The following is a 21,125-nucleotide window of genomic DNA, read 5'->3' as shown; positions in this document are numbered from 1 at the left end:
TTGAAGATAAACCGCAAATTTACCTGCTAAAAAAATGTCTATATTTGCTAAAAATAAAAAGAAATGCAACATATCATAGATCGTTTTATCAGTTATGTAACAATTGATACAGAATCAGATCCGAATTCAAAAACAACTCCAAGTACAGAAAAACAATGGAATCTTGCCAATAAATTAGTTGAAGAACTAAAAACAATTGGTTTAACAGATGTTACGATAGATGACAAAGCTTACATCATGGCAACACTGCCAAGTAATGTGGATCACGAAGTTCCTACAATTGGATTTGTTTCTCATTTTGATACTTCACCAGATTTTAGCGGAGCAAATGTAAAACCTCAGATTGTAGAGAATTACGACGGAAAAGATATTGTTTTGAACGCTGAAAAAAACATCATTCTTTCTCCTAATTATTTTAAAGATTTATTACAATATAAAGGTCAAACGATCATTACAACCGACGGAACAACTTTGTTAGGTGCCGATGATAAAGCCGGAATTACGGAAATTGTTTCGGCAATGGAATACTTAATTCAGCATCCGGAAATTAAACACGGGAAAATCAGAATTGGTTTTACTCCCGATGAAGAAATTGGACGCGGTGCGCATCATTTTGATGTGGAAAAATTTGGCGCTCAATGGGCTTACACCATGGACGGAAGCCAGATTGGTGAATTAGAATATGAAAATTTTAATGCTGCCGGAGCTAAAATAACTTTTAAAGGAAAAAGTGTTCACCCTGGTTATGCAAAAGGAAAAATGATCAACTCAATGTTAATTGCAAATGATTTTATTAATGAACTTCCAAAAGGTGAAACGCCTCAGGAAACAAAAGGTTACGAAGGTTTTTTCCACGTCCATCACTTAACGGGAAGTATTGAAGAAACCGTTTTAGAATTAATTATCCGCGATCATAATAAAAGCAAATTTGAAAAACGTAAAGATTTAATTGGAAAAATTGCCAAAAAAATCAATAAGAAATTTGCGAAACAATTCGGTGAAGATATTGTAATTACTGAAATTAGAGATCAGTATTACAATATGAAAGAAAAAGTGCTTCCGGTAAAACATATTGTTGATATTGCTGAAAAAGCAATGCGAGAATTGAACATCAAACCAATTATAAAACCTATTCGCGGCGGTACAGACGGATCTCAATTATCATACATGGGATTACCTTGTCCGAATATTTTTGCCGGCGGACATAACTTCCACGGAAAATACGAATATGTTCCGGCAGAAAGCATTCAAAAAGCAACTGATGTTATTGTAAAAATTGCTGAACTTACAGCAATTCCGGGAATTTTTGATTCAAAAGAAAAACCTAAAAGAACAAGATAATTTGGAACCAGCTTCTGAAAATAAGGGCATGTGGAAATATAGCGGTCAATGGGAAGAGGAATTACTTCTCCTAAAAGCTATTATTGACAAAACCGAACTAAAAGAAACCACAAAATGGGGCGGTCCGGTTTATGTTTATGAGAAAAAGAATGTCATTGGCTTAGGAGGTTTTAAAGATTATTTTGCGATTTGGTTTTTTAATGGCGTTTTCCTGAAAGATGATAAAAAGAAACTTATCAATGCACAGGAAGAAGTTACAAAATCCTTGCGCCAATGGCGTTTTACTTCTAAAGAAGATATAAACGAAAAGGAAATTTTAGAATATATCTTAGAAGCTATTGAAAATGAAAAGCAGGGAAAAATCATAAAACCTTCAAAAAAAGAAGCCATAGTTTCTGAACTTCTTAATGCAGAAATGGTTAAAAATCCAACTCTGGCAGCAGCTTTTGAAAAGTTTAGTCCTTATAAACAATATGAGTTTTTAGAATATATAGAAACTGCGAAACAGGAAAAAACTAAACTTTCGAGAATTGAAAAAGTGATTCCGATGATTTTAGAAAATGTTGGGTTGAATGATAAATACAGATAGATTTTAATTTTAAATTTTTTAAAATTCCAATTACAGTGTCACTCTGAGCGAAGTCGAAGAGCTTTCAAACTTATACGAGACCTTTGTCAAAGTTTAAAACTTTGACAAAGGTTTTTTACGCCCGATTGTCATTGCGAGGAACGAAGCAACCGCACTAACATAAACATGCGTGATAAGCGTCGTGAGATTGCTTCGTTCCTCGCAATGACATTCCAGACGTTTAGTATAAACAAAAAAAAATCCCAAACTCCATATTTGGAATTTGGGATTTAAAATATTGTAATTTAAAAAAAACTTAAGCTTTTTTATTCAAAGCAGCGCTTAATTCTAAAGAAATAGCAGAACGCTCTAATTTTAATTTTCCTGACATAGTTTCGATTACAACAGTAGTTTCTGCTAATTCAGCAATTTTACCGTGGAAACCACTTTTAGTAACTATTTTATCACCTACTTTTAGGCCGCTTTCAAATTCTTTTTCGTTTTTTGCTCTTTTTTGCTGTGGTCTGATCATGAAGAAATAGATTACCACAAACATTAATAGAAATGGCGCAAATTGAGTTAATTGTCCCATAATTTAAATTCTGTTTTTTGATTTATTATTAATATTTTTTCTCTTCGATTTCGCTCAGAGTGACATTATTATTATTTTTTAAAATTCAACTTTACTAAATCCTAATCCGTCTTTGAATGCTCTTCGACTTCGCTCAGAGTGACACAAAGTTAATTGGAATTTGGAATTTAAAAAAATTGATTATTTAAATTTACATTAACCCTCTACCTACTTTTACCATCTTTTTATTGGCAGTAAGTTCTTTTACAAGGTTATCTAAAATTCCGTTGATAAAAATACTACTTTTTGGTGTAGAATACTCTTTTGCAATTTCTAAATATTCGTTAAGAGTTACTTTTACAGGAATTGAAGGAAATTTCAAGAATTCGCAAATTGCCATTTTAAGGATAATCGTATCGATTTCTGCAATCCTTTCACTGTCCCAGTTTGGCGTTTTATCATCGTATTCTTTTGCTAAAACAGCTTCGTTTAAAACTGTTCTTCTAAATAGATCTTTAGCAAAATCTTTATCTTCAACATCTTTATACAATTTAGGAACTCTAAAATCGTCTGGATCTTCGGTTTTAATTGCTTTTAATTGTTTAATGATATGTGTATTTACAACCGGAATATCATCAACCCAAGTCAATTTATCATCTTCTAAATACTCATATAATTTGTCATTTGGAACAATAACCTCAGCAAATAAATCAGCAATAAATTGTTTGTCTTCTTCAAAAGTATTGATATTATTGCTCATGTATTTTTTGTACAAATCGCTTGCTTTAATATCATTTAAAAGCAAAATGATATAATCGTCGTTTAATGACCAGTTGTTGATTTTACGATTTTCTAAAGCGATGCTAAGGGAATTACTTTCGGCAAGAAGCTGAAAGATTTTGTTTTTGATGAACTTTTCGTTCGGGTTACGTTCTGCTGCAGTAGCAAGATGTTTTTTGCTTGACAAATGCAAGAATACAGATTCTTTTTTGCAAATTTCAATCAATGAAGAAAGCATTATAAGATATAAGTCCTGAATATTATCAATACTGTAAAAAAGAAATTTCTCTTCTTTTTCCATATTATCAGAACCGCTTTGGTGCATTGCATAAATGGATTGCATGACTTTAACGCGTATGTGTCTTCTATTTACCACCTTGTAAGAACATTTAAAAATTAGTCTGCAAAAGTATAACTTTTAAGGCATATTTTAAAATTAATTCGCAAAAAAGTCATAGTTTTTAGTCGCAGTTTGCAGTCGCAGTCGCAGTTTTCAATAATATATTAGGAATTGTATAAAAGTCGCAGTATACAGTCGCAGTATTCAGTGATTTAGAAGCTGCACAAAAAAAATCTCAGTCTACAGTCACAGTTTTCGGTATAATTGAAAACTGTGACTGCAAACTGAGACTGTAAACTAAAACTAAAAAAAATTACTTCTTAGCAGCGTTTTCAATTTTTCTCGCATCGATACGATTTTGAGCAATTGTAAGTGCAGCTTTGTGAGTTGTCATTCCGTTTTTCACAGCATAATCGATAATTTCTAAAGTAGTATTGTAGATATTTTCGGTTTTAGCCATAATTTCAGCTTTTCCATAATGCTCTAATTCAGCATAAACATTGATGATTCCACCAGCGTTGATCAAGAAATCAGGAGCGTATAAAATTCCTCTTTCTTGTAATCTTGCACCGTGAACATTTTCATCAGCTAATTGATTATTTGCTGCACCAGCAATAACTTTAGCTTTAATTTTATCTACTGTATTATCATTAATTGTCGCTCCCATTGCACAAGGCGCATAGATATCAACATCTGCTGTATATAAATCTTCACCAGTATAAATTGCCGCATTGTATTTTGAAGCAACCTGATATAATTTTTCTTCATTGATATCTGTAATTGTAACGATCGCTCCTTCTTTAGTCAAATACTCAACTAAAGCTTCACCAACGTGACCAATTCCCTGAACCAAAACTTTTTTACCATCTAAAACATCAGTACCAAACTGACTTTTAGCAGCCGCTTTCATTCCTAAATAAACTCCGTAAGCTGTTACAGGAGAAGGATTTCCAGATCCGCCTCTTTCTTCAGAGATTCCAGTAACGTAAGGCGTTACGTCTCTTACAGTGTCCATGTCTTTAGTTTCCATTCCAACATCTTCAGCTGTAATATATCTTCCGCTTAAAGAGTGAACAAACTCACCAAACTTACGCATCAATTCAGGAGTTTTCTGCGTTTTAGCATCACCAATAATTACTGCTTTTCCACCACCAATATTTAAACCGGTAATCGCAGATTTATAAGTCATACCTCTTGAAAGACGCAAAACATCGTTTAAAGCTTCCCATTCCGTATTGTAATTCCACATTCTAGTACCTCCTAAAGCTGGCCCCATAACTGAATTATGAATACCAATAATTGCTTTTAAACCTGTATCTTTGTCATTGCAAAATACAATTTGTTCGTGATCGTCAAAAGATAATTGACCAAAAACAGGATCCATTTTTTGAAGTTCCTTTCCAGTTGCGAAAGTTGCATCCATAGCGTTACTATTTAGTTGTTTAAAATTATGAATTTGTCAAAAAGACAACTCAAACATAAACAAAAAATATACATGTGCTAATTTTTTATCTTTAAAATAACAATTATATAAAATATTTATTTTGATTAGATTGCATTTTATTATACTTTTAATTAAGAATAATTCATAAAATTAAATCAAGTCAATATCGAATCTCTTAAAAAAATGAAAGAATTAAGCTATTTAAACAAATATTTCATTAAATATAAATTCAGTTTTTCTCTAGGAATTTTAATCACCATAATCGCACAAATATTCTTTTTATTTACTCCAAAGCTGGTTAGCCACTCTTTTGACATTATCGAAAAGTTTTTAAAACTATCCGATGCCGATAAAAAATCTTCTATACTAGTCAACTTTTATCAGCAGGAATTAATTCATAACGTGCTCTTAATCACGGGGAGTGCAATTGTTGGAGGTTTCTTAACTTTTTTAATGCGCCAGACTTTAATCGTAATGTCACGCCATATTGAATTTGATTTAAAAAATGAGGTTTTTAGACAATACGAAAACCTTTCTCAAAATTTCTACAAACAAAATCGTACGGGAGATTTAATGAACAGAATTAGTGAAGACGTTTCTAAAGTTCGTATGTATGTAGGTCCGGCGGTAATGTATACTATAAATACATTTATTCGTTTTGCCATCGTAATATTATATATGTATAATGTTTCGCCTTTGTTGACTTTATATACGATTTTACCATTGCCAATTTTATCTTATTGTATTTTTAAATTAAGTTCAGAAATCAATAAACGAAGCACTACATTTCAGCAGTATTTATCTAAAGTTTCGAGTTTTACACAGGAAATATTTTCAGGAATCAGAGTTATAAAAGCTTATTCTTTAGAGAATCAGCATCAAAATAATATGGTAAATCTTTCGGAAGAAAGTAAACGCAAGAGTTTAGATTTAGCCAAAGTTCAGTCGCTGTTTGGGCCTTTGATGATTGCCCTTATCGGAATTAGTAATTTGGTTGTAATTTATTTTGGAGGTGTTATGTACATCAACGGAACGATTCCGAATATTGGTACAATCGCCGAATTTATTCTATACGTAAATATGTTAACCTGGCCTGTTGCTTCCCTTGGATGGGTTTCGTCTATGGTTCAGGAAGCTGAGGCTTCTCAAAAACGTTTAAATGAATTTTTGAAAATTGAACCGGAGATTAAAAACAACAATCAAAATTCATCAGATATACAAGGCTCAATTGCTTTTGAAAACGTAAGTTATACGTATGAAGATACTAATATTGAAGCTTTAAAAAATGTGAGTTTTACGGTAAAAAAAGGAGAAACTCTGGCGATTTTAGGAAAAACAGGTTCCGGAAAATCTACCATTTTATCTTTGATTTCCCGTCTTTATGATGTTACCGATGGAAGAATTACAATTGATCAAAACGAAATCAGTTCTTTAAATTTAAATGATTTAAGAAACAGCATCGGAATTGTTCCTCAGGATGCTTTCTTGTTTTCGGATACTATTAAAAATAACATCAAATTCGGAAATCAAAATGCTACCGACGAAGAAGTTATTGAAGCTGCAAAAAACGCTGTGGTTCATGATAATATCATTGCATTTAACAAGCAATACGATACTATTTTAGGAGAAAGAGGAATTACGCTTTCGGGCGGACAAAAGCAGCGAGTATCGATCGCAAGAGCGATTATAAAAAATCCGGCAATTTTACTTTTTGATGATTGTTTGTCTGCCGTTGATACCGAAACTGAGGAAACAATCCTACATAATTTGTTTGAAATTTGTAAGGATAAAACTACCATAATTGTCAGTCACCGAGTGTCTTCTGCCAAAAACGCTGATAAAATCATTATTATTGAGGATGGCGAAATCATTCAACAAGGCTCTCATAATCAATTAATAAATCAGGAAGGTTATTATGCATCGTTATATTTAAAACAACTTTCGGAAAAAGAATTACTTTAAATGTTGCGTAATAGATAAATTTTTATGATTTTTGAGTACTATTAATTACCAAAAATGATAGAACGTATTATGAGAGAAAATGACATGTTAGAAAAAGAAGAGATTTTTTCTAAAGTATTACGAGCAGGAAGAAGAACTTATTTCTTTGATGTGAGAGCTACTAAAGCTGACGATTATTATATTACGATTACCGAAAGCAAAAAGTTTACTGAAGAAGATGGTTCTTTTCACTTTAAAAAACACAAAATTTATTTATACAAAGAAGATTTTAGTGCTTTTGCCGAAATATTAGAAGAAATGACTTCATACGTTTTGAACCACAAAGGTGAAGAAGTAATCTCTGAAAGACATCAAAAAGATTTTAAAAAAGAATACGGTTCTGATAAAGCTGAAACACCAAGATCTAGCTTTACTGATATTGATTTTGACGATATTTAATCTTATATAACTTTTCTAAAAGTTCAAGTCCAATATGTGTAGCATTTTTGGACTTTTTTTATACACTTAAGTTCTCGATTTTAGATTTTAGATTTTAGACTGTAGATTTTTATATTTTGGGATTTGGAATTTAAAATTTGGAATTTAAGATTAATAAATGCACTTCAATTTTTTAAAAATGAAAAAGCTAACTATTTTACTTTGTTTCTTATTTATTGGGATTACATCATCTGCTCAAAAAACAGAATATGAAACAAAATCAAACATTCAGTATTATTCTTCAGAAATAAATAAATCCGACAGTTACATTAACGAAAGATGTGTTCTCGATATTTATTATCCAAAAAACACTAAAGGTTTTGCAACAATTATTTGGTTTCATGGCGGAGGTTTAACTGGTGGAAATAAAGAAATTCCCGAAGCTTTAAAAAATAAAGGTTTTGCAATTATTGGCGTAAATTATAGATTATCTCCAAAAGCAAAAACGGTAAAAGCGATTGAAGATGCCGCAGCGGCTGTTGCGTGGGCATTTAATAATATCAGCAATTATGGCGGTGATTCTTCTTTAATATTCGTTTCCGGTCATTCTGCGGGAGGATATTTAGGTATGATGATTGGTTTAGATAAAAAATGGCTGCAAAAAGAAGGAATTGATGCTAACAAAATTGCAGGACTTATTCCGTTTAGTGGACAATGTATTACGCATTTTGAAGTTAGAAGAGAAAACGGAATTCCGGAAAAACAACCTACAATTGATGCTTTTGCGCCTTTGTATCACGTTCGCGCCGATGCTCCGCCGCTTTTATTGATTACCGGAGATCGTGAACTGGAAATGTTAGGCCGATATGAAGAAAACGCATACATGGCTAGAATGATGAAATTAGTCGGTCATACGCAGACTAAACTTTACGAATTAGACGGCTACGGCCACGGAATGACTGAACCTGGTTTTCCGTTATTGGTAAACGAAGTCAACCGAATTTTAAAAGAGAAACAAACTAAAAAATAAACATATAATTCCACGGCAATGGAAACACAACTTTTAATTTTACCGGGATTAGGAAATTCCGGAGAGAAACACTGGCAGACCTTTTGGCATGAAAAATTTAAAAATTCAATTCGTTTGGTTCAGGACAATTGGGACGAACCTGTTCGTGAAGATTGGATTGCCCGTTTAGACGAAGCTGTTTCTAAATTGGAAAGTCCAACGATTTTAGTAGCACACAGTCTTGCTGTTTCTTTAGTTTTACATTGGGCAGAAAACAATTCGAATAAAAATATTATTGGTGCTTTATTAGTCGCTCCCGCCGATGTTGATTCGCCTGAACATACACCTGATATTATCAGGAATTTTTCTCCAATGCCGCTTTATAAACTGCCTTTTCCGTCGATTGTTGTGGCAAGCGAAAATGATCCTTACGCTTTATTCGAAAGAAAACAATATTTCGCTGAAAAATGGGGAAGTGATTTTGTAAATGTTGGTGAACAAGGTCATATAAACTCTGATTCTGATTTAAGATATTGGGAAGAAGGGCAAGTGATTTTAGAACAATTAATTGCGAAAATAGATACTAAAAACTAATGTTTCGCAAGCGAATTTAACCGCAAAGCACGCAAAGATATTACGCAAAGTTCGCAAAGTTTTTATTTAAAGTTTGCTGAATCTTCGATTCAATAAAGATCACAAAGCTGGGACTTAAAGAATAATTCGTGTAAATTGGTGTAATTCGTGGCAAAAATTAACCACAAAATCAAAAATCCTATTAATCTGTGGAATCTGTGGCTAAACAAAAAACTGCGACTGCGACTGAAAACTAAAAAACTATCCTATTCGAAGACCATTTGGTATTTTAAAATCTGGAGCTAATAAAATAACATCTCCCTCCTCGCCTACAGCACCAAGAACAAGACATTCACTCATAAATCTTCCTATTTGTTTTTTAGGGAAGTTTACAACTGCTACAATTTGTCTGTTTACTAAATCTTCTTTTTGATAGCGTTTTGTAATTTGTGCAGACGATTTTCTGATACCGATTTCGGCACCAAAATCTATAGTTAATTGAAAAGCAGGTTTTCTTGCTTCGGGAAAATCATTTACTTCGATGATAGTTCCTACGCGCATATCAGTTCTTTCGAATTCGTTCCAAGTTAAATCCATTTTGAAAATTGTTTATTTACAAACCTATAAATTTTGTAAGTAATACAACTAATTCTATAACCTATTTTTTTTACACTAGGGTTAATTTTACTACACATGCTTTAGTAACTAATTAGTAAAAAATATAAAAATGGAAAATAGTGTAATAAATGCCAATCCGACTCTAAGAGATTTAGATTTTGACATTCATCAATTAAATACAGATAAATTCATTGAAACTGCCACAAACGTAAAGCTTTATGTGAAAGATTACGGAGAAGGAAAACCAGTAATTTTAATTCACGGATGGCCGCTTTCTAACGAAATGTGGGAATATCAGGTTGAATATTTAGTTAAAAATAATTACCGGGTAATTGCTTATGACCGCCGTGGTTTTGGTAAATCGTCACAACCGTGGGAAGGTTATGATTACGATACTCTAACCGATGATTTAAGCGAAATTATAAACCAGCTGGAATTAGAGAATGTGACTTTGGTTGGATTTTCTATGGGCGGCGGCGAAGTGGTTCGTTATTTTAGCAGATATCAGGGAAAAGGTGTTGCAAAAGCCGCTTTGATTTCGTCGATTATTCCTTTTTTATTAAAAACAGAAGATAATCCAGACGGACATCCGAGAGAAAAAAGTGAAACTACCGCAGCAGCAATCAAGGAAGACAGAATTGGATTTGTTGATAATTTCGGAAAGACATTCTTTGGCGTAAATATTATCAATAAACCGTTAAGCACTGCTTTATTAGAATATTATAGAATGCTTTGTTCTTTTGCTTCGCCACATGCAACTTTAAAGTGTGCCGAATCGTTTTCATTTACTGATTTTAGAGACGAATTAAGCACTGTAACGGTTCCAACTTTAATCATTCATGGAAATGACGATAAAATTGTTCCAATCGATTTAACGTCTAAAAAAGCTTCTGAAGCTATTGCAAATAATACGTATATCGTTTATGAAGGCGCTCCACATGGTTTATTCTATACAGATAGAGACAAATTAAACGAAGATTTACTTGAATTTTTAAATTCATAAATAAGTTTAGCCACAGATTACACAGATTAAAAGGATTTTTTTTGCAGATTAAAACTGTTTTAAAATTTTATAATCTTTTTAATCCGTGTAATCTGTGGCAAAAAAATACAATTCTTCCTGTGCTCTTTTTTATACAAAATTTAAAAGCTATTTTTGAGTATTAATATTCTGTAAAAAATGGCACGTACTCCTTCAAATATGATTCCGCTTGGAACAATTGCTCCAGAATTTTATCTAAAAGATACGAATTCGAATCACACTTATTCGTTTGAGGATTTAAAAGGATCAAAAGGTACGCTTGTTATTTTTATGTGTAATCATTGTCCGTTTGTGCTTCATGTTATTAATGAAATCGTGATGATATCTAATGATTATCGCGTTCAGGGACTTGGTATTATTGCTATTTCGAGTAATGATATTGTAAAATTTCCGCAAGATTCTCCAGAATTAATGACTGATTTTGCTTTACAGCATAAAATTGATTTTCCGTATTTATTTGATGAAACGCAGGAAGTGGCAAAAGCATACGATGCAGCGTGTACGCCCGATTTTTATTTATTCGATAATCAGGATAAATTGTTTTACAGAGGACAACTTGATGATTCAAGACCCGGAAACGGAATTCCGTTAAGCGGAACTGATTTAAGAAATGCAATTGATGCCTTGATTTACAACCGAATTTTAAATGAAATTCAGAAGCCAAGCATTGGATGTAATATCAAATGGAAATAAAATTTGTAAGTATTAAGAAACTTTACCTATCTTTGCAGATCATAATTAACAATACTCATTGTGAGCACTATAACAATATTTACAGTTTTTAGACCAACGTTTTCTTGTAAGAGAAAACCGTTTTCGGCTGTATTTATTTCACATAGTAAGGCCTTTATTAATTAGGCCTCCGTCTATTTCAATTCTTCTTTCAGGCGGAGGATTTACATCAATTTAAACATTTATTTATTTGACAAAAATTAAATTTTGGTCAGATACTTTTTTGTTTTTCAAATTAAATACTTTACCCGCTTATCTTGTTTTTAAACAAGCTGAGCGACAATTCGCTTTAGAAGGCATAAAAGAAGAAAAATCATTCAAATTTTAAAACAATAAATTCAATATAGATATGAAACCAACACCCACTTTCTGTAAATCAGATTATCAATTTTTAAGGGAATTGATTTTAAAAAGTAAAAATTCGACAAATACTAAAGAAGCAAATCAACTTTCGCAAGAACTGGATCGCGCTGTAATAAGTAAAGAAAGCGAACTTGACAGCTCTGTTATTAGAATCAATTCTTTAGTAACAATTGAAGATGTAATAGCGAAGAAGCAAATGAAAATTCAGATTGTTTTACCTTCATCTGCTGATATAAAGCAATCTAAAATTTCAATTCTGGCGCCTTTAAGTGTTGCTATTATTGGTTTTAAAGAAAATGACGAAGTGGACTGGGAAATGCCGGCTGGTATCAAAACTTTAAAAATAATCGCAGTAGACAATACGGCTGTACATCATTCCTAACTTTTTAAACACCTCATTCTGTGAAGGTGTTTTTTTATATCTATTTGAAAAATAAAAAACCTGTTCAAATTGTTGAACAGGTTTTTTTATTATGTTTTTTAAGATAGAAAATTACAATTGTGAATCAATATAATTTGTAATTGATGCCATTTGGGTTTCATCTAGCTTCGCTTTTTTGCCCATTCTAACCAAAATTGGTCCCCATTCTTCTTTTGTATATTTCTTTGGATCTTTCAATTTGTGGCATTTTGCACAATTGTTTTCATACAAATCTCTACCTGCTTCTAATTCAGGAGTTAATGCCACCGTTTTTACAGGTTCAGCAGGAGTAGCTGCAACAGCTGGTGTTTTCTGAGTTCCGCAGGAAACTACAAATAAAGCAAGCGCTGCAAGGATTAAAATATTTTTCATTGTCTCTGGTTTTTTATAGTAAATATAAAAAAAATCCCATTCGGCTTGCGAATGGGATTGCTATTTAAAACAATACTAAATTGCTTGTAAATTCTTATTTTACGTCCATTAATTCAACGTCAAAAATCAAAGTTGCGTTTGGCGGGATAACTCCTCCAGCTCCAGATGGACCGTAAGCTAAATCAGATGGAATTACAAAACGAGCTTTGTCTCCAACTTGTAGTAAAGCAATACCTTCGTCCCATCCTTCAATAACCTGCCCAACTCCTAATTTGAATTCGATTGGTTTTTTACGTGGGTAAGAGGAATCAAAAACTTTTCCGTTTTCTAAAGATCCTTCGTAGTGAACAGAAACTGTTTTTCCAGCTTCAGCTCTTTTACCTTCTCCTTTTTGGATCATTTTGTAACGTAAACCGCTTTCTGTTTTATCAAAACCAGCAGCTAATTGTTCCATTTTTGCTTCAGATTCTGCTTTTAAAGCCGCTTCACGTTTTAGACGAGCACCTTTTAAACCAATGAAAGCTTCAATAGCATTCCATTTTTGAGCTTCTTCTCCAACTCTAATGATTTCTAAAGTCTCTAAAGCATCACCTTGAGCAACAGCATCCACTACATCTTGTCCTTCTATAACGTGACCAAAAACACTGTGTTTTCCGTCTAACCAAGGAGTTGGAACGTGTGTGATAAAAAATTGAGAACCGTTACTTCCAGGTCCTGAATTTGCCATAGATAAAACTCCCGGACGATCGTGTTTTAAACTTGGATCAAATTCATCATCAAATTTGTAACCCGGATCTCCAGTTCCAGTTCCTTTAGGACATCCACCCTGAATCATAAAATCAGGAATTACTCTATGAAAGTTTAATCCATCGTAGAATTTTTGTCCTTGAGGTTTTACTTTATTCTCCATATTTCCTTCTGCAAGAGCTACAAAATTCCCTACGGTTCCTGGTGTTAAGTCGTGTGTAAGTTTAACTAAAATCGAACCTTTGCTTGTGTTGAATTTAGCGTATATTCCGTTTTCCATGTTGTTATTTTTTAATTGAACGCAAATTTACAAATTAATTTTATATCAATTTGTGCTTTCTATTTTTTAGATTTTGATTTATAAGTCAATCCGTAAACAGTTAATGACAGCGCAGATAAAACCATACAGCCAATCGTTACAGCATGCCATCCTCCCAGTTTCCATAATAATAATCCGTAGGCAGATCCCGCAGCAGTCCCTAAAAAGCTAAACGACATAAATACCGTATTTAGTCTGTTTCTGGCATCTGGCAATAGTGAATACACTCTGGTTTGGTTTGAAATATGAACGCCCTGAATTCCGATATCAATAAAAACAATTCCTATCGCAATTCCGATTACGCTTTCTATAGAAAAATAAAAAATCAAGAAGCTTATCAGGATTAATAAACAGCCATAACCAACTGCAATTCTTGAATTTCCTTTGTCTCCGATTTTCCCAACCAAAGGTGCGGCCAAAGCTCCGGAAGCACCAACAATTCCGAACAAACCAATTGTGGCGCTGTTGAAATTAAACGGTTCTCCAGAAAGCAGTAAAACCATTGTGGTCCAGAAAGCTCCAAACTGAGCAAAACTGAAAACGTTGATTGCAGTAGCTTCACGCAAAACCGGCTGTGTTTTTATAAGTGTAAATAAAGACTGAATTAATTGACCATAAGTTCCCTGAAACTGTGGCTTATTGACTGGGAATTTACTCTGAATGACAAAAAAGATTAAAAGACAAATTCCGGCTGCGATATAAAACATCGATCTCCAGCCTAAAACTTCTCCAATAAAACCGCTTAAAGTTCTGGAAAGTAAAATTCCGACTAATAAACCGCTCATAATAGTTCCGATAACTTTTCCTCGTTGTTCAGGTGTACTTAAGGAAGCTGCTAAAGGCAAAATAAGCTGTGGTACAATCGAAGTGATTCCAATTAATAAAGAAGCAATTTGTAAAATAAGAAAACTTTTTGCTGTTGCTGCAATAAGCAATGCAATTACAGAGGCAAAAGTGGTGATTAAAATTTGCTTTTTTCGTTCTAATTTATCGCCAAGCGGCACCATAAAAAACAAACCAATAGCATAACCCGCTTGAGTTAAATATGTTATGGTTCCGGCGCTGGCTTCTGGAATTTTAAATTCGTTGGCAATTAAAACAATTAAAGGCTGGCAGTAATAAAGATTTGCGACTATAAGACCAGTGCAAACTGCCATAAACAGGACGTTGGTTTTAGATAAATTCATTTTACAAAAATACCATCAATATTTATAATTAAAGTTATTTTTTTTATAAAATCTGTCTAAATCTGCGTCTTCGCGATAGCGAATTTGCGTCATCTGTGTTCTAAAAATTGACGCGGATTAAACGGATTCGCTATCGCGAAGACGCGGATATTTACTGATTTTATTTAATTTATTTTAAGAAATCTTCTCTTGCTGGGCTAAAAACATCTGTGAGCATGCCGCTTTCTAGACATACTACGCCATGAATTGCGTGAGGCGGAATATAAAAACTATCGCCTTCTTTTAATGTTTGTGTAACACCGCTTATGGTTACGTCAAATTTTCCACTGGCAATATACGTTACCTGAGAATGATAATGTTCGTGTAAAACACCAATTCCTCCAGTTTCAAAATGAACATTTACAAGCATCACTTTATCATCAAAAGCCAGGATTTTACGCTTGATTCCTCCACCAACTACTTCCCACTCTATTTCGTCTCCTTTTATAAATTCTTTGCTTGTTTTGATATTCTGCATGATTTTTAATTTTATTCTTACAAAAATAAGATTTTTAAATGATTCTGTTTTAGATCAATTCTTTTGAAATAAAATCAGAGCTTGTTTTAATGGATTGAAAAGAATTTCCAGCATAATTATTTTCTTGCTCAACAAAAAAGTGAATCATTCCTGATTGTTTCGCTTCTTTAAAGAAAGGCTTAAAATCAATTGATCCTGAACCTATTTCGGTATTTAAAGCCTGATTTGCTTTGTCCATATCTTTTACATGCCACATTTTAAAACGTCCCGGATTTTCTTTGAATAATTTTAGCGGATCATTTCCTGAACGAACTACCCAATATAAATCTAATTCAAAATAAACCAGGTTTTTATTGGTTTCATTTAATAAGATTTCATAACCAGTAATTCCATCATGTTTTTGAAATTCGAAATCATGATTATGATACGCTAATTTTAAACCTGCTTCTTTGCACATTTTTGCAGCCTGATTTAAACGCAGCGCAATCTTTTTATAATCTTCGATGCTTTTTCTAAAAGGTTCATCGATCCACGGAACAGTTAAAAATTCGTTTTTTAAAATCTTTACTGCTTCAATTGCAGCAATTAATTCCGCAGTATTTCCGTCGTATAAATAACTTCCTAAATTATAATGTCCGCTAACCGCTTTTAGTTTGTTATCGTCCAATATCTTTTTCAATTCAATTGGAGACAATCCCCAAAACTGGTCTTTAATAGAAAATCCATACGTTTCTACATTTTTATATCCTGATGCAGCAACTTTTTCTAAAGTTTCTTTTACATTTTTCGGAAGTTCTTCACGCAATGTATATAACTGCAAACCTATTTCTTTTTTATTCATAGAAAATGCTAATGACGGTAAAGCCAGAACAGCCGTAGCAGCCAGACTTGTGTTTATAATAAAGTTTCTTCTTGTAACCATTTTTGATCTGAATTTTAGAAAAGTAAATCTACTATAAAAATTGATTCTCAAAATTATTTATAAAGTTTTGAAGTGCAATTTCTGTTTCTTCATTTATAATTTTTCCTTCAGCATCAATTTTTCCGCGAATGCCCTGAATCAAAAGCTGTGTATTATCGTTAAATTTGGCTTCAAGGGTTTTCATAATTAATAAAAGCTGTTCATGTCCCATTTCTCCAGAAGCAGAAGCGGTAATTAGTCCAACTTTTTTATTCGAAAAAATAGTAGTCGACACACACCATTCTAAAGCATTCTTTAAACTTCCGGGCAGACTAAAAACATATTCTGGCGTGCAGATTATAATTCCATCGGCCTCCATTATTTTATTTCTGAATAAACGAATTTCTTCCGGCGGATTCTCTGTATCTAAATCTGGATTAAAATGCGGAATTCGATCTAAATCTTCAAATATTTCAACTTCAAAATTCGGTTTTATATGTTCTGAAATATGTTTTAGAATTTTAAAATTACTTGAGTTTTTTCTTGTACTGCCTGTTATGGCAACTATTTTTATCACTTTCATTTTTATTGAATAACCGAGATATCTTTTTTCATTGCATCAGATTCCTCAGTTAGATTATTTCTTTTAAAAAATTTCTCTAAATCCGCTAATCTCTTTTTATTATCATATTGAATACATGAATTTAATTTTCTTTGACAAACAGAACATAATCGTATCGTACTTCTATCAGTTTCATACAAACCGTTAGTACCATTCATTACACAATTTGCATTAATACAATGGTGCATTCCAAACATGTGTCCAATTTCATGTGAACTCGTTTTGAGCAATCTTACCAAACACAAATCAAAATTTTCAGCAGTAAGTTTACCTTCTTGAAATCTGTAAATAGAGCTTACACCTACTTTATCTCTATAAGAAGCAAGTCCAAAAACAAAATTCCATTCGGGTTTAGGATATAAATCCAATTCTGAAAGTCCCATTAATGCAATTCTATTCTCCGGTTTTTCTTCTTTTAATACATCATTTAAAAGATATCCTGCTAATAATTGTTCATGACCTTCAGTAGACATTCTTCTTGCTGAATTTGGAACTATATCATTAGAAATTGGTTCTAATGTTTTTGTTTTTAATTGAAAAAAGAGCTCTAAATACTCATTAACAAGTTGAATCTGTTTCTTTTGCAGAGAATTAAAATTTCCAATCGGTTTTATGTAAATAATATTTTCCTCTTTAGTCGGAACAATGTGCTTAGATCTAAAATATTGTTCAAAAGTCTGTCCATCTTCAGGATGAGAAAACAGCCAATCTCCATAAGATGGTTTTGGTAATTTAACGTCATTAATTTTGATGTCCTTAAAATAGGACGCTTCTTCCGGAATTTGTTTTGGAGCTTCTTTTGGAGTTACTTTAGCTTTTTCCTTGTTACAAGCACATAATAATATAAGAATGAAGAAGATTATTTTTTTCATTTACGTTTTGGATATAATTAAAAAACCAATTTTAAATTAATTCCTTAAAAATAAACTTTTCATCATAATCAACTTCAAATTTTTCGAGAAAATTGATGTATTCTTCTTTAAAGGTTTTCTTTTTATGATGCTCTTCTTGATTCTCTATATAGTCAGCAACTGCGCTTAATTGAGATTTACTATATGAAAATGCTCCATATCCTTCCTGCCATTCAAAATGAATGTTGGTAAATTTATTTTCGTTTATCCATTTTGATGAATTTTGTTTTATGCTTTTCATTAATTCAGATATTGATTGTGCGGGTCTTATTCCAATTAAAATATGAACATGGTCTGAAATACCATTGATTGCTAAAACCTTATGATTATTGTTTTTAATAATTCCTGAAATGTATTTATATAAATCATTTTTCCAGTTTGTATGTATAGCCGCTTGTCTATATTTTACAGCAAAAACAAAATGAATGTGAATTTGGGTGTATGTATTTGCCATGATTGTATAGTCCTTATGGGACATTTTTTCTTAAATAATATTTTTTTCTACCGATATATTATTCCTAGCGGAATATTTTTTGATCGTTTTCAAATATATAAAAAAGAAGGAATATTCTTTCTTTTTATTTTAACAGAAATGTATAGTCCCTAACGGGACATTATGAATGTTGATCCATTTTTTTTCTACCGATATTTTATCCCTAACGGGATATCTTTTGAACCTTAACATTTTTTTCCACCAATATTTTCTCGCTAACGGGAAATCTTATTGATTTTAATTGGAATTTATTAAAATGGAATTACGACAGAAAGTTCCGTTAGGAACATAATATCGGTAGCAATATTTTATTCACACAGATTTTTGTCCCGTAGGGACTATATATCTAAATTAAAGAATAGAAATATTGAAAAAAAATTTATAATCATATCCAAAAAACAATACATCCAAAAACAAATTGTTCCGTTAGGAACAAAATATCGGTAGAAAAATTTGTATCAACATGATTTTTTGTCCCGTAGGGACTATACATTTTACATCTTCATTTTTAACTTCGTATCTTTGCCCAAATTATTGAAGAAAAAATGAGAATTGACATTGTTACACTTTTACCTGAATTATTAAGAAGCCCTTTTGAGGCATCGATTATGAAACGTGCCATTGATAAAGGCTTGGTCGAAGTACATTTTCACAATCTTCGTGACTACAGCACTAATAAACAAAAAAGTGTAGACGATTATCCTTTTGGCGGCGGCGCCGGAATGGTAATGACAATTCAGCCTATTGACGATTGTATTACACATTTAAAAAGTCAGCGTGAATATGACGAAGTAATTTATATGTCTCCTGACGGCGAAACTTTAAACCAAAAAATGGCCAACAAAATGTCGATGTACGAAAACATTATCATTTTATGCGGACATTATAAAGGTGTTGACCAGCGTGTTAGAGATCATTTTATTACTAAGGAAATTTCGATTGGTGATTACGTTTTATCCGGCGGAGAATTGGGCGCATTAGTTTTATCAGATGCTTTAATTCGTTTAATTCCTGGTGTTTTAAGCGATGAAACCTCAGCGTTGACAGATAGTTTTCAGGACAATTTACTTTCAGGGCCAATATATACAAGACCCGCAGATTATAAAGGATGGAAAGTCCCGGAAGTTTTAACCAGCGGACATTTTGCCAAAATTGATAAATGGCGTGAGGATAAAGCCTACGAACATACTAAAAACAGACGTCCAGATTTATTAGAATAAATTCCAAATTTTTAAAATTCCAAATTCCAATTAATCAACTAGTTAAGAAATTGGAATTTGGAATTTATTTTTATTGGAATTTTAAATATTTTAATTACATTTGCACCCGAATTAGACTAACCTCTGGCGAGATCCGTGAATGTTACTCTATTAAAACTATAATAATAAAATTATCATGGCAGATTTATTAAAATTCGTTCAAGACGAATTCGTTGCTAGAAAAGATTTCCCTGTATTTGGAGCTGGAGATACTATCACAGTATTCTACGAAATTAAAGAGGGTGAAAAAACAAGAACTCAGTTTTTTAAAGGAGTTGTTATTCAAAGAAGAGGTTCTGGTAACACAGAAACTTTCACGATTCGTAAAATGTCTGGAGCTATTGGAGTTGAGCGTATCTTCCCAGTAAACTTACCAGCTTTACAAAAAATCGAAATCAACAAAAAAGGTGCAGTTCGTAGAGCTAGAATTTTCTACTTCAGAGAACTTACTGGTAAAAAAGCTAAGATTAGAGATAAAAGAAGATAATCATTTATCAATCTGTTATAAAAAACTCGTTTCATGTTATTTGAAACGAGTTTTTTTTATGCCTTTATTTTAAGCAGTATCAAAACCGTAATTTTTTAATATCAAAATCATCGATTTAGCAATTTTACGAAATCGTATTAGCAATCTGATAATTTCAGCAATTATCAGGAAAACTAAACCGTTTTCGGACTGTTTTTATTATATTTGCTCCGCTCATTTTGAGCCAACTCATACCTTTTACATCGCCATTCTTTGACGACACGATTATAAAAAAAAAAAAAATGACACAGAATTCAAAAATTTTTTACACCTTAACTGATGAGGCGCCTTTATTAGCGACTTATTCTTTATTACCTATTGTTCAGGCTTTTACTTCAACAGCTGGTATTGCTATTGAAACTAGAGACATCTCTTTAGCAGGAAGAATTTTATCTAATTTTCCTGAGTCTTTAACAGATGCTCAAAAAACAGTAGATGCTCTTGCTGAATTGGGTCAATTAGCAACAAAGCCAGAAGCTAACATCATCAAATTACCAAACATTTCAGCATCTGTACCACAATTAAAAGCGGCTATTGCTGAATTACAATCTCACGGTTACAACGTTCCTAATTTCCCTGAAGACCCGCAAAACGATGCTGAAAAGGAAATTAAAGCAAAATATGCAAAAGTATTAGGTTCTGCTGTAAACCCTGTTTTACGTGAAGGAAACTCTGATCGTAGAGCGCCAAGAGCCGTTAAAAACTTTGCAAAAGCAAATCCACACTCAATGGGTGCATGGTCTGCTGACTCAAAAACTAAAGTGGCTTCTATGCCAAATGGTGATTTTTACGGAAGTGAGCAGTCACTTACTGTTGCTGAAGCAAATGATGTAAAAATCGAATTTGTTGCAAAAGACGGAACTACAACTGTTTTAAAAGCAAGCACACCGCTTAAAGCTGGAGAAATCATCGACAGCTCTGTTTTAAGTGTAAAAAAATTAAAAGCTTTTGCTGCTGATGCTATTGCAGAAGCTAAAAAAGAAGGTGTTTTACTTTCTGTGCATTTAAAAGCTACAATGATGAAAGTTTCAGATCCAATTATCTTTGGCGCTATCGTTGAAGTATATTTTGCTGATCTTTTCAAAAAATA

The 21,125-nt window shown here is 32.5% G+C and carries 24 protein-coding genes; 12 read left to right on the top strand and 12 right to left on the bottom strand.

Annotated features, from left to right (window positions below; translation table 11 throughout):
* Nucleotides 1–63 precede the first annotated feature (63 nt).
* Together pepT and B3C18_RS00775 are read left to right on the top strand one after the other, a co-directional pair.
* A complete protein-coding gene (pepT, locus tag B3C18_RS00780; RefSeq protein WP_291140871.1) occupies nt 64–1,341 on the top strand; it encodes a peptidase T in 1,278 nt (425 codons plus the stop codon).
* 28 nt (nt 1,342–1,369) lie between these two features.
* A complete protein-coding gene (locus tag B3C18_RS00775) occupies nt 1,370–1,930 on the top strand; it encodes a YdeI/OmpD-associated family protein (RefSeq protein WP_291140869.1) in 561 nt (186 codons plus the stop codon).
* A gap of 295 nt (nt 1,931–2,225) precedes the next feature.
* Here the strand turns inward: B3C18_RS00775 and yajC are convergent, their stop codons facing one another.
* The 3 genes from yajC to B3C18_RS00760 form a co-directional block, all read right to left on the bottom strand.
* Nucleotides 2,226–2,501 carry a preprotein translocase subunit YajC gene (gene yajC, locus B3C18_RS00770; protein ID WP_073487355.1) on the bottom strand — a complete coding sequence of 92 codons (276 nt, stop codon included), beginning with the start codon at nt 2,499–2,501 and terminating at the stop codon, nt 2,226–2,228.
* Nucleotides 2,502–2,691: 190 nt separating this feature from the next.
* Nucleotides 2,692–3,603, bottom strand: coding sequence for a transcription antitermination factor NusB (nusB, locus tag B3C18_RS00765; RefSeq protein ID WP_256637340.1), 912 nt, complete (start codon nt 3,601–3,603; stop codon nt 2,692–2,694).
* Nucleotides 3,604–3,913: 310 nt separating this feature from the next.
* The gene (locus B3C18_RS00760; protein ID WP_291140863.1) at nt 3,914–5,023 is read right to left on the bottom strand and encodes a Glu/Leu/Phe/Val family dehydrogenase; all 1,110 of its coding nucleotides are present in this window, start codon (nt 5,021–5,023) and stop codon (nt 3,914–3,916) included.
* Nucleotides 5,024–5,227: 204 nt separating this feature from the next.
* Between B3C18_RS00760 and B3C18_RS00755 the strand changes: the two genes are divergently transcribed.
* The 4 genes from B3C18_RS00755 to B3C18_RS00740 all read left to right on the top strand — a co-directional run bounded on the left by B3C18_RS00755 (nt 5,228) and on the right by B3C18_RS00740 (nt 9,026).
* Nucleotides 5,228–7,006: an ABC transporter ATP-binding protein gene (locus tag B3C18_RS00755; RefSeq protein WP_291140861.1), complete on the top strand. Its 1,779-nt coding sequence runs from the start codon at nt 5,228–5,230 to the stop codon at nt 7,004–7,006.
* A gap of 69 nt (nt 7,007–7,075) precedes the next feature.
* Nucleotides 7,076–7,444 carry a PUR family DNA/RNA-binding protein gene (locus B3C18_RS00750; RefSeq protein WP_053471040.1) on the top strand — a complete coding sequence of 123 codons (369 nt, stop codon included), beginning with the start codon at nt 7,076–7,078 and terminating at the stop codon, nt 7,442–7,444.
* Nucleotides 7,445–7,622: 178 nt separating this feature from the next.
* Complete coding sequence (locus tag B3C18_RS00745) at nt 7,623–8,453, top strand: alpha/beta hydrolase (protein ID WP_291140858.1); 831 nt, start codon at nt 7,623–7,625, stop codon at nt 8,451–8,453.
* 18 nt (nt 8,454–8,471) lie between these two features.
* Nucleotides 8,472–9,026 (top strand): RBBP9/YdeN family alpha/beta hydrolase, encoded by a 555-nt coding sequence (locus B3C18_RS00740; protein ID WP_291140855.1) that lies wholly within the window; start codon nt 8,472–8,474, stop codon nt 9,024–9,026.
* Nucleotides 9,027–9,266: 240 nt separating this feature from the next.
* On the opposite strand, the gene B3C18_RS00735 is transcribed toward B3C18_RS00740, so the two are convergent.
* On the bottom strand, nt 9,267–9,602 hold the full coding sequence (locus B3C18_RS00735; RefSeq protein ID WP_291140853.1) for a tRNA-binding protein: 336 nt from the start codon (nt 9,600–9,602) through the stop codon (nt 9,267–9,269).
* A gap of 130 nt (nt 9,603–9,732) precedes the next feature.
* On the opposite strand from B3C18_RS00735, the gene B3C18_RS00730 reads away from it, so the two are divergent.
* The 3 genes from B3C18_RS00730 (at nt 9,733) to B3C18_RS00720 (ending at nt 12,142) form a co-directional block, all read left to right on the top strand.
* Complete coding sequence (locus B3C18_RS00730; protein ID WP_291140850.1) at nt 9,733–10,626, top strand: alpha/beta fold hydrolase; 894 nt, start codon at nt 9,733–9,735, stop codon at nt 10,624–10,626.
* Between the two features lie 177 nt (nt 10,627–10,803).
* Complete coding sequence (locus B3C18_RS00725; RefSeq protein WP_291140847.1) at nt 10,804–11,358, top strand: thioredoxin family protein; 555 nt, start codon at nt 10,804–10,806, stop codon at nt 11,356–11,358.
* Between the two features lie 388 nt (nt 11,359–11,746).
* Entirely contained in the window at nt 11,747–12,142 is a 396-nt protein-coding gene (locus B3C18_RS00720) for a GreA/GreB family elongation factor (RefSeq protein WP_291140844.1), read from the top strand.
* Between the two features lie 111 nt (nt 12,143–12,253).
* On the opposite strand, the gene B3C18_RS00715 is transcribed toward B3C18_RS00720, so the two are convergent.
* From B3C18_RS00715 to tnpA, 8 genes are all read right to left on the bottom strand, one after another.
* Nucleotides 12,254–12,553 (bottom strand): c-type cytochrome, encoded by a 300-nt coding sequence (locus tag B3C18_RS00715; protein ID WP_291140841.1) that lies wholly within the window; start codon nt 12,551–12,553, stop codon nt 12,254–12,256.
* A 94-nt stretch (nt 12,554–12,647) separates the two neighbouring features.
* A complete protein-coding gene (locus tag B3C18_RS00710) occupies nt 12,648–13,580 on the bottom strand; it encodes a peptidylprolyl isomerase (RefSeq protein ID WP_291140838.1) in 933 nt (310 codons plus the stop codon).
* Nucleotides 13,581–13,639: 59 nt separating this feature from the next.
* On the bottom strand, nt 13,640–14,776 hold the full coding sequence (locus tag B3C18_RS00705; protein ID WP_291140835.1) for an MFS transporter: 1,137 nt from the start codon (nt 14,774–14,776) through the stop codon (nt 13,640–13,642).
* Nucleotides 14,777–14,975: 199 nt separating this feature from the next.
* Nucleotides 14,976–15,323 carry a cupin domain-containing protein gene (locus B3C18_RS00700; protein WP_291140832.1) on the bottom strand — a complete coding sequence of 116 codons (348 nt, stop codon included), beginning with the start codon at nt 15,321–15,323 and terminating at the stop codon, nt 14,976–14,978.
* Nucleotides 15,324–15,372: 49 nt separating this feature from the next.
* On the bottom strand, nt 15,373–16,245 hold the full coding sequence (locus B3C18_RS00695; RefSeq protein ID WP_291140830.1) for a sugar phosphate isomerase/epimerase family protein: 873 nt from the start codon (nt 16,243–16,245) through the stop codon (nt 15,373–15,375).
* A gap of 31 nt (nt 16,246–16,276) precedes the next feature.
* Nucleotides 16,277–16,807, bottom strand: a complete 531-nt coding sequence (locus B3C18_RS00690; protein WP_291140827.1) for an NADPH-dependent FMN reductase — start codon at nt 16,805–16,807, stop codon at nt 16,277–16,279.
* Nucleotides 16,808–16,809: 2 nt separating this feature from the next.
* The gene (locus tag B3C18_RS00685; protein WP_291140824.1) at nt 16,810–17,718 is read right to left on the bottom strand and encodes an archaemetzincin; all 909 of its coding nucleotides are present in this window, start codon (nt 17,716–17,718) and stop codon (nt 16,810–16,812) included.
* A 31-nt stretch (nt 17,719–17,749) separates the two neighbouring features.
* A complete protein-coding gene (gene tnpA / locus B3C18_RS00680; RefSeq protein WP_291140821.1) occupies nt 17,750–18,211 on the bottom strand; it encodes an IS200/IS605 family transposase in 462 nt (153 codons plus the stop codon).
* Nucleotides 18,212–18,795: 584 nt separating this feature from the next.
* Between tnpA and trmD the strand changes: the two genes are divergently transcribed.
* The 3 genes from trmD to B3C18_RS00665 form a co-directional block, all read left to right on the top strand.
* Nucleotides 18,796–19,470 (top strand): tRNA (guanosine(37)-N1)-methyltransferase TrmD, encoded by a 675-nt coding sequence (trmD, locus tag B3C18_RS00675; RefSeq protein WP_053471053.1) that lies wholly within the window; start codon nt 18,796–18,798, stop codon nt 19,468–19,470.
* Between the two features lie 175 nt (nt 19,471–19,645).
* A complete protein-coding gene (rplS, locus tag B3C18_RS00670; RefSeq protein WP_291140816.1) occupies nt 19,646–19,996 on the top strand; it encodes a 50S ribosomal protein L19 in 351 nt (116 codons plus the stop codon).
* A gap of 281 nt (nt 19,997–20,277) precedes the next feature.
* A partial coding sequence (locus tag B3C18_RS00665; RefSeq protein ID WP_291140813.1) for an NADP-dependent isocitrate dehydrogenase occupies nt 20,278–21,125 on the top strand: 848 nt, incomplete at its 3' end.

The sequence above is a fragment of the Flavobacterium sp. UBA7680 genome (assembly GCF_002482975.1).
GTDB lineage: Bacteria > Bacteroidota > Bacteroidia > Flavobacteriales > Flavobacteriaceae > Flavobacterium.
Note: the sequence above shows the minus strand (reverse complement) of the source record. Positions and strands in the feature narration are given on the sequence as shown.